The sequence below is a fragment of the Paraliobacillus sediminis genome, from assembly GCF_003426055.1.
The window spans coordinates 389756-404303 of sequence record NZ_QJSI01000001.1 but is presented as its reverse complement, the minus strand read 5'-3'; the positions used below and the strand labels follow the sequence as shown (position 1 = coordinate 404303).

Here is a 14548-nt window from a genome sequence, read left to right as displayed (position 1 = left end):
AAACGTAACATCATTCCCTTAATAGCCAAGTTAACTCTTAGTCTATTACTTTGATTGTTCTTCTAATTGTATTGCATTATCAAGAAACTCTTGCATTTTAGGTTGTATGTCTTTAACATATTCCGCTGCAGTCATATCACCATCTAAAACTGGTTGTACATTAGTGAAGAAGTAATCGTACCATTCAGCATTATATGTGTTATTAGCCGGTAATGCACGACCATAATCCTCAACGATTTGCAAATATTCTTCTTTGTTGGCAGGTGCCATTGTTTCATCCGCTGCCCATTCAACTGCCATATCTTTTAAGTTTGGAATCTGTACGCGAGCATCAGAAAGCGCTTGTTGCCCTTCTTCAGATGCAGTTAAATAATATACTAATTCTGTAGCTAAATCCGGATGTTCTGTATCATTTCCAACAGCGATTCCAAGTGATCCTATCCATGTTGCTGATTCACCAGTCTTACCTGCCGGATAAGGAATTACATCATAATCAAAATCTAATTCTGTATCAAATGTAGCTAAATCCCATGGAGCTACAGGGAAAAATGCTAATTGACCTTGCATCCATCTTTGATATGTGTCAAGTGTTTGTGCATCCTCAACTGAAGGAGTTATACCATATTTAAGGTCATGATCAGCAAACCATTGTAATGCTTCAGCAAATTCTGGCGTATCTACAGTTACTTTTGTTTGTGTTTCATCAAGGAAGTCTCCACCGTTACTCCAAACAAATGATTGTAATACCCAGTTAATGTTGAAACCTGTACCATAATTATCAATAGTACCATCACCATCAGTATCCTGTGTCACAGCTTGGTTAATTTCAATGAATTCATCCCAAGTTAATGGTACATCTTTATCTATAGCGTCAATACCAGCTTCTTCTAGCATTGTTTTGTTATAACCTAATGAAAATGGCCCAACATCTTTAGGCATTGCATAAATGCTACCTTGACCTTGTGTCTCACCATCAAAGCGATAGCTATCAACACCATATTGCCAGATATTATCTAAATTAATGTCATCATTACTTTCAACAAATTCTGTTAAATCTAATAATACATTACTATGAACATAAGATCTTACACTACCTGGATCTATATAAAATACGTCTGGTACTTGCTTACCCGTAATAGATGCTTTTAACTTCGTTGCATATTGATCTGCAGCAGTTACGATCATTTTTACAGTTACACCAGGATTTTTTTCTTCAAATTGGTCTATTACTTTAGAGTAAGCTTCTTCTTCTGCTTCGCCACCTCTAAACATGAATGTTAATTCTTTATCTCCGCCATCATCTTCACTCCCAGATGACGAATCACTTCCACCACCAGCACAAGCACTTAATAATAAGATTGAGATTAGTAATAATGCAGTGAGTACACGATAAGACTTCTTGTTCATTTCTTTTTCCCCCGTATCTTTAGTTTAATAAAAACTATAAAACTAGCAATAAATGAAAACCTTTACATTACTTACAATAAAATAAGTGCTTTTCAATTCAGCGTACTTGTACCAGAAGTGAAAGCGCATACTTCATGTTATTAATATAATACACTTATTCGTACATGTCAATGATAATTTTGTCAAATATTGAAACTTATTAACAGTATTTTTCAATACATTTACTAGACTTCAATAAGATACTGTTTAACGTGTATTATAATCTAAATTCACTTACTATTTTATCTAATTTTGTTGCTAATTTATTTAACTCATTCGAATTACTCGCTACCTCTTCCATGGACGCGCTTGTTTGTTCTGTTGTAGCAGAAGCTTCTTCTACACTAGCTGCAGACTCTTCTGATATAGCGGCAACTTCTTGCAAAGATCCATTCATGTCATGACTTTTAGAATTTATATATATTAAGTTCTCTGTCACTTTTTCAATCGTTTCAACCATCTGATTTATTGATTTGTCAATAAGTATAATCGTTTCTCCTGTTGCGTTAATCTGATTTGTCCCTTCTTTAACTTCTTTATAACCGATCTGTAATGATTCTGCTACGTTACTAGATTCGGATTGAATATCATGTACAATAGTTGTAATATCTTTTACAGATACGCCAACTTGTTCAGCTAATTTACGAACTTCATCTGCAACCACAGCGAATCCTCTTCCATGTTCACCGGCACGTGCAGCTTCGATCGCAGCATTTAAGGCTAATAGATTTGTCTGATCTGATATGTTTTTGATCACATGTACTAGTTTAGTAATTTCTTGCGATTTTGTGTCTAAACCTTGAACTTTATTGACAGCTCCTCTTACAATTTGATCAATCTTCTCCATTTGACTCATCGATAGATGCATTAAATCTGTACCATCTTTAGTCATATTTAAAACACTATCTGAGGAGGTTTGTATAAGTCCTCCATTTTCATTCGCTTCACTTATTTTCTCTGTAAATGTCCCCATTGCTACAGAAAAATTACTTAAGTGATTTGCTTGTGTGTCTGCTCCTACTGCCAACTCTTGCATTGTTGACGCAACTTGTTCTGAACCTAATTTAACCTCGTTTGCTGAATCTGTTAATTTTTCACTTTGGTTGTTTACTACTTCAGATACATTAGATATATTTTGAATCATTTCTCGTAAGTTTGCGCTCATCTTATTCATAGCAAGGGATATGCGACCAATTTCATCTTTACCTTGATAGGTTAATGTATTCACCGTAAGATCACCATCAGCTATTTTATTACTTACCTTTACAACATTCTTTAAATTTCTAGATATATTTCTACTAATATAAAAGACAAGCGTGCTTCCTATTAAAATGGAAATAATTATTGAGGCTGTCAACGTAATAGACGTTAGCTCTTGCCCTTCTTTCACTTGATTTACTGCACCCTGACTTTCGTCATTTACAATATCACGAAGAATATCCAATATAACAACTGTCTCTAATTGAAGTCCGTTGACCTCTTGTGCAGTTCTTTTTGCCGTTACAAAATCTCCACTCTCTACTGCTGGAATAATAGCTTGTGTAAACGTTTCGTCAATTGTCTGGTTATTTAGAATCACCTGATTTAATAAATCAGATTTTTCTACCGTATCCATTTCTGGTTCTAACTTTTCAATTAACACGTTATATTGTTGAAGTCGATCATTATATTCGGTCACAAAAGAAGCCGTTGAATAATGCACATAATTAGCTATTCGTAGCCCCATTGTTTGTGTTAATGTATTCACTTCAGAAATTTCTAACGCTCTTTCTGATCGACTTTCTAACGTGCTAACATCTTCTCCTATATTATTTATTAATTGTATTACGTTCGCAGCTGAAAGAATAAATAGTAGAAAGACAATTCCTAAACTAACACCTAGCTTTTTCCCAATACTCATATTGTTTATTAGTGAACTACCTTTTTTCCTCGATTTCTTCTTACGTTTCTTAAATGAAAATTTCAATATAATCCCCCCTGATGTTATGTTATTTCAATTTTGATAGCGCTAACAAAATGAAACTTATTACCTATGGATTTATTATAGTCTATACCAATAGTAAAACACAACTAAATTCGACAATTTGTACGGACATATTTTAAAAAAATATATTACACTTATCAATGTTTGTTCCAGCGAAATTGAATTTAAAACGAAAAATCGCTCGGCATACTAAATTATGCGAGCGATTTAAGCTATTAAAACTATCTGTTTTAAAAAACTGATCCTTCTAATTGTAAGGGTAATAAGATTCTCTCTTTATACATTAATTAAAGTATTAAATGGATAGTTTCTCGATCGGATATTTAATCGCTACTTGTTTTAGTTCGTTTACTAAAAGTAACCCCGTACAACGTTCACGAATGTACTGCGCTTCATTTAAACTTGATTTTATCAACTGCTCTGACAAACCTAACGCATCAGTGGTTGAAGGACCTCCAATGATATCTAACATGCTTCTTAACTCTTTTGCTGATGGTAACTCATTAATCATTACCTTAATTTCAGGCCAATACTGTATTAATTCTGTTGTATACTTTTTATTCGGATTCAAATCTTTTAATTCTAACTGATTTGCCATTTGTTTATATAAGTCTGAAATAATCGCTGTCGCTACGCCGACCTTTGCACCATGCAAAAGCTGTTTGGCGTCCTTTTGGATTAAATCCATTTCCCAATAATGTGATAAATGATGTTCTCCACCAGATGCTGGTCTTGAAAAATCTAATATTAGCATGACGAGGCCTGATTCAATTAGTGCCTGTATTAATACCTTGATTCCTTCTTCATCATGTGCTGCTATTTTATCTATCTGTTGCACACATGTTTCTAATGATTGTCTTGTCATCTCTGCCGCTATTGGATAATAAGGCTCCTGACCAACTACATCTGATATTTTCCAATCTATTAGGGATGTATACTTTCCTAGAATATCACCGAAACCTGCAGCGGTTAGTTCTTTTGGTGCGGCAACTAACACATCTAAATCAGCAAATACTGCTAGTGGTGATGCGGTTTGAATGGTTGTTTTTACACCACGTAATATTAGTGGTGCTCCTTTAGAAGTAAAACCATCAACTGAAGCAGCAGTTGGAATTGAGATAAAAGGTTTTTCCATTTTGTGACCTACAAAACGCACCGTGTCATGTATCGTTCCTGATCCAACAGCTAAAAGTGCTTGTGTATCAGATGGTGTTTCAACTAATAGTTGTACAAGTGCTTGCTCGTTAGCGAGTACTTGCCCATGTTGATTTTCTTTTAACAAAACTATTTTATAGCTAATTTTTTCTTTTTCTAAAAGTTTCTCCAATTGTTGACCCGCTGCCTTGTAAGTTGGTTGATCAACAACCATAACGACTTGTAATAAGTTTTTTTCTTTTAGAAACGGCGCAATTTTTAATAAAGCATTCTTTTCAACCGTAAGTTCGGGAAGCACAATATCTTCCACGCCGACTTCCTTCATTAACTGATGCATCTGTATTGGGATTTCCATATTTATTCCTCCTCTATAAGACAAGAAGTCGATAAGGAAGATCCCTATCGACTTAACTTTCTATTTTACATGCAAGACAACAACAGACATTGCTGGTAATTCAATTGTCACTTTATCTTCGTTAACTTTTATAGCCTTGAAGTCAACAGGTTTAATTTTATCTGGGTTTTCAAACGAATTATAATCATTCATTTTTTCCGAAGTAACCACTTCGCCTGTTACATCCGAAAAGTCTACGCCGCGTAAGTCTAAATCTAACGTTACCTTTTCATCTTTATCTAAATTACACAAACTAATATTAACAACACCATTTGCCTTCGAAGCAGAGGCACTTACTTGTGGATATTCTTTTCCATCAATCTCAAGCATTTTCGTGTCAATATCCAATGCGATTCGCTCAGCATCTTGGTGAACTTTATACATATTAAATATATGATAAGTTGGTGTTAACAGCATTTTATCTTCTTCTGTTAAAACCATTGCTTGAATAACGTTTACCATCTGTGCAATGTTAGCCATTTGAACACGCTCATTATGATTATTAAATATATTTAATGTTACACCAGCAATCAAAGCATCACGGACTGTGTTTTGTTGGTATAAGAAACCAGGATTTGTGCCTGGTTCTACATCATACCAACCACCCCACTCATCGACAATTAAATGAACGCGTTTTTCAGGATCATACTTATCCATAATTGTACTATGTTTTTCAATTAATTCTTCCATATACATCGTCTTCTGCATCGAAACTTCCCATTCGGTTTCAGAGAAGTTTGTAGCTGAACCTTTATTTTCAAATCCGCCTGGGTGTACATAATAATGCAAGCTTAAACCGTCCATTAAGTGTGTAGCATCACGCATTAACACTTCTGTCCAATTATAGTCATCAACGTTCGGTCCACCAGCAATTTTAAAGATTTTATTATCGCCATAATTACGGACGTACGTTTGAAAACGTCGATACAAATCAGCATAGTATTGTGGACGCATGTTACCGCCACAACCCCAGTTTTCATTCCCTACACCAAAGTACGTTAGCTTCCATGCTTCTTCTTTTCCATTTTCTTTACGCCAATTAGCCATTGGCGATTCTCCATCAAATGTCATATATTCAACCCACTCTGACATTTCTTGAACTGTTCCACTTCCCACATTTCCGTTAATATATGGTTCTGTTTCAAGTAGATCACATAACATCATAAATTCATGTGTACCAAAGTGGTTATTTTCTACAAGACCACCCCAATGTGTATTAACCATGCGTTTTCTACCTTCACGTGGGCCTATTCCATCTTTCCAGTGATATTCATCAGCAAAACAACCTCCAGGCCAACGAAGTATTGGAATATTTAATTCTTTTAATGCGTGAAGTACATCATTACGAATGCCCTTCGTGTTTGGAATCGGCGAGTCTTCACCTACCCATAGTCCTTCATAAATACATCTACCTAAGTGTTCAGAAAATTGACCATAGATATTTTTATTTATAATTCCTCTTGATACATCTGCATTGACAACTACTTTCGTTTCCATTTAAGCACCTCATTGTTATTTATTAATATTTTTTAAACTAGCGTTACTTTAAGTAATATTGCTGCATGCGGGCGGAGTTCAAAAGTTATTTTATCATTAACCGTACGTACTTTATTTTGTTCCCATAAGTCTTCTACCTGCACAACATCTTTACCGTCTATTTCTAATTCATTCCATGTAATAGATACTTCTGATTTAACTTCACCTATATTAAATAATGCCACATAAATCAAACCGTTTATTCCTCTGGTAGTCCAAACTACCTTCTCATCTTCTCTATAGACTTGGCGTGCATTATCACTTGTTTGATACATGTGTAACACTTCTTTATTTGTCAGCAACGAATTAGTAAATGTATCATTATCCCTTAACTCTCCACCAAACATTAGTGGCGAACGAAAAATCGTCCACAATGTCATCATCGTAATTTGTTCATCTTTTGTGAATCTAGTATAACGATCGCTCGCACCGCCATCTACAGATCGAATTCCAATATGGCCTAACGGTAGCATATCCGCATCAGGCCAATGACCTGGTCCTGTATTCTTACTCCATTTATAGCAACGATCAAACATGTCATAAAGTGGTGGCCACATATCCCAAAAATCGTCCGTCATACGCCACATATTTGCATTTTCTTCTAATAAACTAGCATTTTCTAATGATGCGGGACCTGGCGATAGACTTAATACCATCGGACGACCACATCGTTCAATAGCTTTTCGAATCATTTTAATCTCATCGACGTGTGCACCATATATTTTTGAATCAGAAATATCATCTACCTTAACGAAATCCACATCCCATTCCGCATATAACTGGAACAGCGAATCGTAATAGGCTTGTGCACCTTCTTTCGTATGATCTACCCCATACATATCCGTATTCCACGGACAAATAGAATTCGGCTTTGCAATTTCTCTTGCCGTTACATTAGTACCTAAAATTTTCGTATCTTGATGAACAGCTTGACGCGGAATACCACGCATAATATGAATACCAAACTTCAAATCAAGGCCGTGTATATAGTCTGCAAGTGGTTTGAATCCTTGCCCATTAACTGCAGATGGAAAGCGATTTTCCGCTGGAATTAATCGAGAATACGCATCCATTTCAAGCGGAATAAACGGACGATACGCAGAGGATACTGCACCAGATTCTGACCATTGTATATCTACAACAACATATTCCCAACCAAGTCCTTTTAAATGTTCAGCCATATAAGCCGCATTACCTTTTACTTCCTCTTCCGTAACCGTTGCACCATAACAATCCCAACTGTTCCAACCCATTGGTGGGGTTAATGCATATTGATGATGTTTCATAGATATATCACCTTTTTATTTTTTATTTTTTTTCAAACGAATAACATTCCATGATGCCTTACCTAATAAAGCAACTAATGAACCATCACTCAGTTTCGATTCCTTATTAAAATTTGGTGAGACAGATTGATTTGATGCCGTATTAACAGCTTTCATATCATCATTTTCCAAGACAATATGCTCAACCAATTGGTAATCTTCAAAACTTCTTACATCTATATCGATTGGAATAGATGATTCTAAATGTTTATTAACTATGAAAATCGTTACTTCTTCTTTCTCTTCATTGTAAACAGCTGCACTATCAATGTACGGTACGTCTGTAAAGTCCTTACTATCATATTTAGGCGACGTTAAGATTGGTTTTAGTGAAAAACCTCTTCCGTAGATAGAAGTATGCATATATGGATAAAAAATGGTTTGCTTCCAAGATCGACCATTGTTCTCCGTCATAATTGGAGCGATTACATTAACCAATTGCGCTAAACATGCCATTTTCACACGATCAGCATGTTGTAAAAATGTAATTAACATACTTCCCACTAGTAAAGCATCTTCAAAGTTATAATGATCTTCTAATTGTGGTGGAGCAATTGCCCAGGGTCCAATTTTTTTATCAGCTTCATTTGAATGGTACCAAACATTCCACTCATCAAAACTTAAATTAATAGTCTTTTTGCTACGATGTTTTGCTTTAATATAATCACATGTTGAAGTAACCGTTTTAATGAAATGATCCATATCCATGTTTTTAGCTAAATAATTTGCTGTATCATTCGAGCGATTTCCGTAGTACTGATGCAATGAAATATAATCAATTTCATTATAAGCAATATCTAATGTGGTTGCTTCATATTCTGGGAATGTTGGCATTCCCGTATTCGAGCTACCACAAGCAACAAGTTCAATTGATGGATCTACTAGTTTCATTGCCTTTCCTGTTTCTTGAGCAATACGACCATATTCATAGGCGGTTTTATGACCAACCTGCCAAGGCCCATCCATTTCATTTCCTAAACACCATGTTTTAATATTATGCGGTTGCTCATAACCGTGCGATCTTCTTAGGTCACTATAATATGTTCCACTCGCATGATTTGTATATTCTAATAAGTTACGCGCAGCATCAATGCCTCTTGTACCAAGGTTGACTGCCATCATTACATCAGAGTTTGCTTTTTTAGCCCAATCTACAAATTCGTTTGTTCCCATTTCATTTGTTTCTGTTGTTCGCCATGCAAGCTCTAAACGTCGCGGACGATCCTTTTTAGGACCTACGCCATCCTCCCAGTTATATGCTGAAACCATATTCCCTCCTGGATAACGCACAATCGGAACTTGTAGCTCTTTCACTAGTTCTATTACATCTTTACGAAACCCTTGTTCATCTGCTTCTGGATGCCCCGGTTCATAAATACCTCCATAAACCGCACGACCTAAATGTTCAATAAAAGAACCATAAATTCTTTCATCCACTTTCGCAATTTGATAATTCTTATCTAGTATCATTTTTGCCTTCTCATTACTCATAACATCCCAACTCCTTTATATTACTTACTTTATAATTTATATCGTATTTATTTTATTACGCTGTTTCTGTATACGCTTACAAAAGATACTGATTATTTTTTTAACAAAAGAACCCTCTAGTACATTTTGAAATCACATCTTTTGTTCTTTCATACTATCTCTTCATGAAATCGTACGTATAAGTAGTATTGCGTTAATTATATAGCGTTTTTTTTATTATTTCAACAGTTTTGATGAAAACTAGTGAAATTTTAATCAAAATATGTAGAGATCGATTAACATATTTGGTTGGTTTAAAGGATTTATTAGTTGATTTATCTATATCTAATAGGCTATTCCACACAAGCTTAATCTATGCATTCAAATATCACACTATCTTGTACGTACACATATATTTGTTTGTCACATAACACACACAGACTTTTTGAGCATGTAATCCTTTTTTATCTCTATATGTTAGCAACATTATTACAACTTCATCTTAACTTTTAGCTGTTTTTTAAAGCTTGTTTTAAAAAAAACTAGAAAAAAAGAAGCGATGTATGCATGTTTTGCATTATCGCTTCTTTAAATTATAACTCGTTTATTCAAGTTTTCTTGTTGAATTTCGAATAACCAACTCAGGTTCAAAAACAATCGATTCTATTGCATCTTTTGACTTATTTGGATTGCCGTTAACATCTTTAACAAGTTCTAAGATGACTTCCGCTGCTTTTTCACCCATTTTAGTTAACGGATGGCTTATCGTAGTCAATTTCACTTCAGAAACCTCTGCTAGGAACGAATCATCAAAGCCTACAATGGATATATCTTCTGGTACACGTAGGTTTTTTTGACGTAACACATCCAATAAAGCGACCGCTAGTTGATCATTGTAACAAACAATTGCTGTTGGTCGGTCCCCATTTGACAAGGATAAAAGTTTTTCTAACTCTTCAAATGGTTTAGTAGCCTTTTCTTCCGTTTTATAAGTTACAATATTATTCGGATTTATTGGCAACTGGTTTGCACGATGTGCTTTTAAGTAACCTTTCATCCTTTTTGTTCCTTGAATATCATCATTTTTAAAAAAACCTACAATATTTTTATGTCCTAAATCAATTAGGTGTTCTGCTTGAATTTGTCCACCCTTTTCATCATCTAAGGTAATGCTAAGTGGCTCTAATTCATCATAATAGGCATTAATCATAATATAAGGTATATTTTGACGTTCTAAATTCAAATAATAATTAATATTAGGATTTGAGATTGCACTTCTTGTCGGCTCAATTATCACACCTTCAAAATGCTGCGTTAATATCTTTTCCAAAAAGCGTCTTTCGTTCTCATGATCATTATTCGTACTAAAGAGACTTACATGATAACCATGTTCACTTAAGTAGGATTCTGCTCCACGTATTATTGACGGGAATATGTAGTCAGAAATATACGTCGTAATGATTGCGATATTTTTTTGGTTTTTCACCTGACTAACCGTTTCTTCTTTCGAACGGTCAGCACAAAAAGTACCTGCGCCTTGCTCGCGATAGAGCCAACCTTGACTGACTAATTCTCCAATAGCTAATCGAACAGTGTGACGGCTCACGTTAAACTGTTTCATCAATTCACTTTCTGAATTAATCTTTTGATGGGGCTGAAATGTTCCATCCAGTATTTTTGACTTAATTGCTTGTTTGACTGTATTGTACTTTGTTTGCATAATTACACCTCATAAATCTAATGAACTTATTCGTATATGCCTCTTAACAATTATAACATTGATCAACAGATTAAGACTAATTATTGAGATATTTTAATTTTTTTTGATCTCATGGCATAATACAGAAAAATTCTATTCTATTCCATGAGATAAATTCTTATTTATTTAAATAAAAATGTAGCAGAGATTCACCTAAGTAAATCTCTGCCTATTCATGCATTTATCTACGGAATGCTACTTCATTCCACTTTAATTCATTTTTAAATTGACGTAGTTTTGTATCCTTATCAATAACAACACATTCAATTTTTGCCATATCTGCAAAATCACAAAGTTGTTCTGTTGTAACTTCAAATGATAGAACCGTATGGTGTGCTCCCCCTGCGTAAATCCAGGCTTCTGTCGCTTCACTTAATGACGGTTGTGGTTTCCATAGTACTTTTGCAACTGGTAAATTTGGTGTTTCCTTCTCAGGTTGCTCTGCTTTCACTTCGTTAATTACTAAGCGGTAACGTCCACCTAATTCTACTAATGATGCATTAACAGCATCTCCGCCTTTTCCGTCGAATACAAGACGAGCTGGATCTTCTTTACCACCAATACCTAACGGACTAACAACCATTTTCGGTTTTGTTGCAGCAATAGTCGGACAAACTTCTAACATGTGTGAACCAAGAATCATTTCATTACCAGGTTCTAGATGATAGGTATAATCCTCCATAAAGGACGTATCTTTGTTATTAGCTATAATCTTCATAAAACGTAATAATGCTGCTGTTCTCCAATCACCTTCTCCAGCAAATCCATATCCTTCAGCCATCAAACGTTGTGCCGCAAGTCCTGGCAATTGTTTCATGCCATGAAGGTCTTCAAAGTTTGTTGTAAAGGCATTATAATTTCCTTTTGCTAGGAATGATTTCAAACCTAATTCAATGCGCCCTTGATATAATATTGAATCACGAACAGCACCAGGCTCTGCTGCTTCATTTGGTAAATCATAAAGTTCTTGATATTCTTTATACAATTTATCAAGATCAGCATCTGTAACCTTATCCATTTCTTCGACTAGATCACCAATACCAAAATAGTCTACTACCCAACCGAATTTAATCTGAGCTTCGATCTTATCTCCATCTGTTACCGCAACATTACGCATGTTATCGCCAAAACGCGCTACGCGAATATTAGAACCGTCCGCAACAGCAATTGCTGTTTTCATCCAGCCTGCAATTTTCTCGACTACTTGTGCATTTTCCCAATGTCCTACAACCACTTTGCGTGCAATATCAAGTCTTGTTCCAATATAACCATATTCACGATCACCATGTGCTGCTTGGTTTGTGTTCATAAAGTCCATGTCGATCGTTTCCCATGGAATATCACGATTGTATTGCGTATGAAGATGCAATAATGGTGTTTGTAAAGCCTTTAATCCTGCAATCCATGATTTTGCAGGTGAGAAAGTATGCATCCATGTGATAATCCCTGCACAATTTTCATCTGCATTTGCTTGCATAACAAGTTTATGAATATTATCTGATGTCGTCAATACTTCTTTAAATGCAATATTAAAAGGCAATTTGCCTGCGCTATTTAAGCCTTCTACAACTTTATTTGAATTGTCTTCCACTTCTTTAAGTGTTTCTTCCCCATATAACGGTTGACTTCCTGTAACAAACCAAAATTCGTACGGTTTTGTTTTTAACATATTCTCTCTCCTCCAATTAATCTTTTATAAACTTTAACGAATAGCTTTTAATCGTTTCATTACATTATTTTCTCCACGCCCAAGATAGTCATGAAGCGTTACGTATTCTTGGTATAACTTATCATAAATTGCCATACCTTCTTTTAAACCAGTTTTCTTAGCCATTTCACGAGTTAACCCACCAGCTTTTGTACCTAATGGAACTACATCGCCACGTAATTTCGTTTCTGTAAGATTTTCTAAACGTGGATCCAATGCTTTGAAGAGTCATTGCTAGGGTAACCATCTTTTTTGTGCCAGATAGATTTATAACCTGCAGCACAACTATTCCGAATTAAATTGCCTGATAATTGTGAGACAACCCAATCCGTAGCTTCAATAAATTTATCTGCTTCTTCATATATTTCTGGTGCTTCATTAAGGATTTGCCATATCTTCGCAATCATCCACTCAGATGACGTTTTGCCACCATGACGTGACAAGAATGTTTCTCCTCTTTGCTTTGCTATTTCATTTAATTTATTTGCTTCTTCTTGAGCTGCATGGTGTTTCCATAGTTTCACCCAACTATGTGGATTGTCTTCCCATTTTTGATCAAAAGATAAGGGGCAAGCGTTAGCATCCACCGGTAACATTGTACATGCAATGAAATCAATACCAATGCCTATAATATCTTCTGGATCTACACGTGATTCTTTTACTATTACTGGAATAGATGTTTCTAATACTTCCAAATAATCTTGTGGATATTGTAACGCCCATTGATAGCCTAGTTTTTCCCCTGAGCTTGGTAATGTCTCATCAATAACTCCATGTCGATAAGGTGTTATGTGATCAATAACTTCCCTACCTGTAGCAAGTGATACTAGTACCGCTCGCCCTGATTCCGTGCCATAGTCAACACCTATTGCATATTTCTCTTTCATGTGGAAGTTGGACTACCTCCTTTTATTGCCCATAATAAGCGTCTTTACCATGTTTTCTTAGATAATGTCTATCCAATAAAACTTGTTGCATATTTGGCGTATTTGGATTAATTTGATAGGTGCGTAACGCCATTTTAGCTACTTCCTCTAATACAACTGCATTGTGCACAGCTTCAGCTGGGTCCTTACCCCAGTTAAAAGGTGCATGACTATGAACTAGTACACTGGGCACTGCGAGTGGATCCACATGCCTAAATGTCTCAATAATTACATTTCCAGTTTCTAATTCATACTCGCCTTTGATTTCATCTTCCGTCATACGCCTTGTACATGGAACAGATCCATAAAAGTAATCTGCCTGGGTCGTTCCTAAAGCAGGAATCCCCGTACCTGCCTGTGCCCAACTTGTTGCCCAAGGTGAATGCGTATGAACAACCCCACCAATTCCAGGGAAATTCTTGTATAATACAAGATGAGTGGCTGTATCGGAAGATGGCTTTTTATTTCCTTCTACGATATTCCCATCTAAATCAACAACAACCATATCATCTGTAGTCAATTCTTCGTATGGTACACCACTAGGCTTAATCACGACTAAGTTTGATTCTTTATCGTAACCGCTTACATTACCCCAGGTAAAAGTGACTAATTGATGTTTCGGTAAAGCTAAGTTTGCTTCAAGCACTTGTTCTTTTAATACTTCTAACATAATTTAGTCAACGCCTTTCAATATGAACCTGATTTCATACGTAATTTTTATATCATTTAATCTTATAGTAATATAATTTGTACGTACAATCAATATATATTATGATATTTTTATAAATTAATTTTAAAAAGGGTCTTTTAAATTAGAAAAACCGCGTATTAAAAGGGAATACTAG

9 protein-coding genes and 1 pseudogene are annotated in these 14548 nt (G+C 35.3%); all 10 read right to left on the bottom strand.

Annotation, left to right across the window (positions count from 1 at the left end):
* Positions 1-45: 45 nt before the first annotated feature.
* Entirely contained in the window at positions 46-1407 is a 1362-nt protein-coding gene (locus D2K60_RS01790; RefSeq protein ID WP_117168281.1) for an ABC transporter substrate-binding protein, read from the bottom strand.
* A 256-nt stretch (positions 1408-1663) separates the two neighbouring features.
* A complete protein-coding gene (locus D2K60_RS01785; RefSeq protein ID WP_117168280.1) occupies positions 1664-3412 on the bottom strand; it encodes a methyl-accepting chemotaxis protein in 1749 nt (582 codons plus the stop codon).
* A 313-nt stretch (positions 3413-3725) separates the two neighbouring features.
* Complete coding sequence (locus tag D2K60_RS01780) at positions 3726-4940, bottom strand: sn-glycerol-1-phosphate dehydrogenase (RefSeq protein WP_240335214.1); 1215 nt, start codon at positions 4938-4940, stop codon at positions 3726-3728.
* Between the two features lie 60 nt (positions 4941-5000).
* Positions 5001-6476, bottom strand: coding sequence for an alpha-N-arabinofuranosidase (locus tag D2K60_RS01775; protein ID WP_117168279.1), 1476 nt, complete (start codon positions 6474-6476; stop codon positions 5001-5003).
* A gap of 32 nt (positions 6477-6508) precedes the next feature.
* Positions 6509-7801, bottom strand: coding sequence for a glycoside hydrolase family 27 protein (locus tag D2K60_RS01770; protein WP_117168278.1), 1293 nt, complete (start codon positions 7799-7801; stop codon positions 6509-6511).
* A gap of 15 nt (positions 7802-7816) precedes the next feature.
* Positions 7817-9331 (bottom strand): arabinosylfuranosidase ArfA, encoded by a 1515-nt coding sequence (gene arfA / locus D2K60_RS01765; RefSeq protein ID WP_117168277.1) that lies wholly within the window; start codon positions 9329-9331, stop codon positions 7817-7819.
* Between the two features lie 583 nt (positions 9332-9914).
* Positions 9915-11030 carry a GntR family transcriptional regulator gene (locus D2K60_RS01760; RefSeq protein ID WP_117168276.1) on the bottom strand — a complete coding sequence of 372 codons (1116 nt, stop codon included), beginning with the start codon at positions 11028-11030 and terminating at the stop codon, positions 9915-9917.
* Between the two features lie 220 nt (positions 11031-11250).
* On the bottom strand, positions 11251-12738 hold the full coding sequence (gene araA, locus D2K60_RS01755; protein WP_117168275.1) for an L-arabinose isomerase: 1488 nt from the start codon (positions 12736-12738) through the stop codon (positions 11251-11253).
* Between the two features lie 126 nt (positions 12739-12864).
* Positions 12865-13664, bottom strand: a pseudogene (locus D2K60_RS01750) (FGGY family carbohydrate kinase); the annotation flags it as partial.
* A gap of 22 nt (positions 13665-13686) precedes the next feature.
* Positions 13687-14373: an L-ribulose-5-phosphate 4-epimerase gene (gene araD / locus D2K60_RS01745; RefSeq protein ID WP_117168274.1), complete on the bottom strand. Its 687-nt coding sequence runs from the start codon at positions 14371-14373 to the stop codon at positions 13687-13689.
* Between the last annotated feature and the right edge of the window lie 175 nt (positions 14374-14548).

What these genes read in the sequence shown, in the direction of transcription:
- D2K60_RS01790 (WP_117168281.1), bottom strand. Translation starts at nt 1,407, where the DNA reads ATGAACAAGAAGTCTTATCGTGTACTCACTGCATTATTACTAATCTCA.
- D2K60_RS01780 (WP_240335214.1), bottom strand. Translation starts at nt 4,940, where the DNA reads ATGGAAATCCCAATACAGATGCATCAGTTAATGAAGGAAGTCGGCGTG.
- D2K60_RS01775 (WP_117168279.1), bottom strand. Translation starts at nt 6,476, where the DNA reads ATGGAAACGAAAGTAGTTGTCAATGCAGATGTATCAAGAGGAATTATA.
- D2K60_RS01770 (WP_117168278.1), bottom strand. Translation starts at nt 7,801, where the DNA reads ATGAAACATCATCAATATGCATTAACCCCACCAATGGGTTGGAACAGT.
- arfA (WP_117168277.1), bottom strand. Translation starts at nt 9,331, where the DNA reads ATGAGTAATGAGAAGGCAAAAATGATACTAGATAAGAATTATCAAATT.
- D2K60_RS01760 (WP_117168276.1), bottom strand. Translation starts at nt 11,030, where the DNA reads ATGCAAACAAAGTACAATACAGTCAAACAAGCAATTAAGTCAAAAATA.
- araA (WP_117168275.1), bottom strand. Translation starts at nt 12,738, where the DNA reads ATGTTAAAAACAAAACCGTACGAATTTTGGTTTGTTACAGGAAGTCAA.
- araD (WP_117168274.1), bottom strand. Translation starts at nt 14,373, where the DNA reads ATGTTAGAAGTATTAAAAGAACAAGTGCTTGAAGCAAACTTAGCTTTA.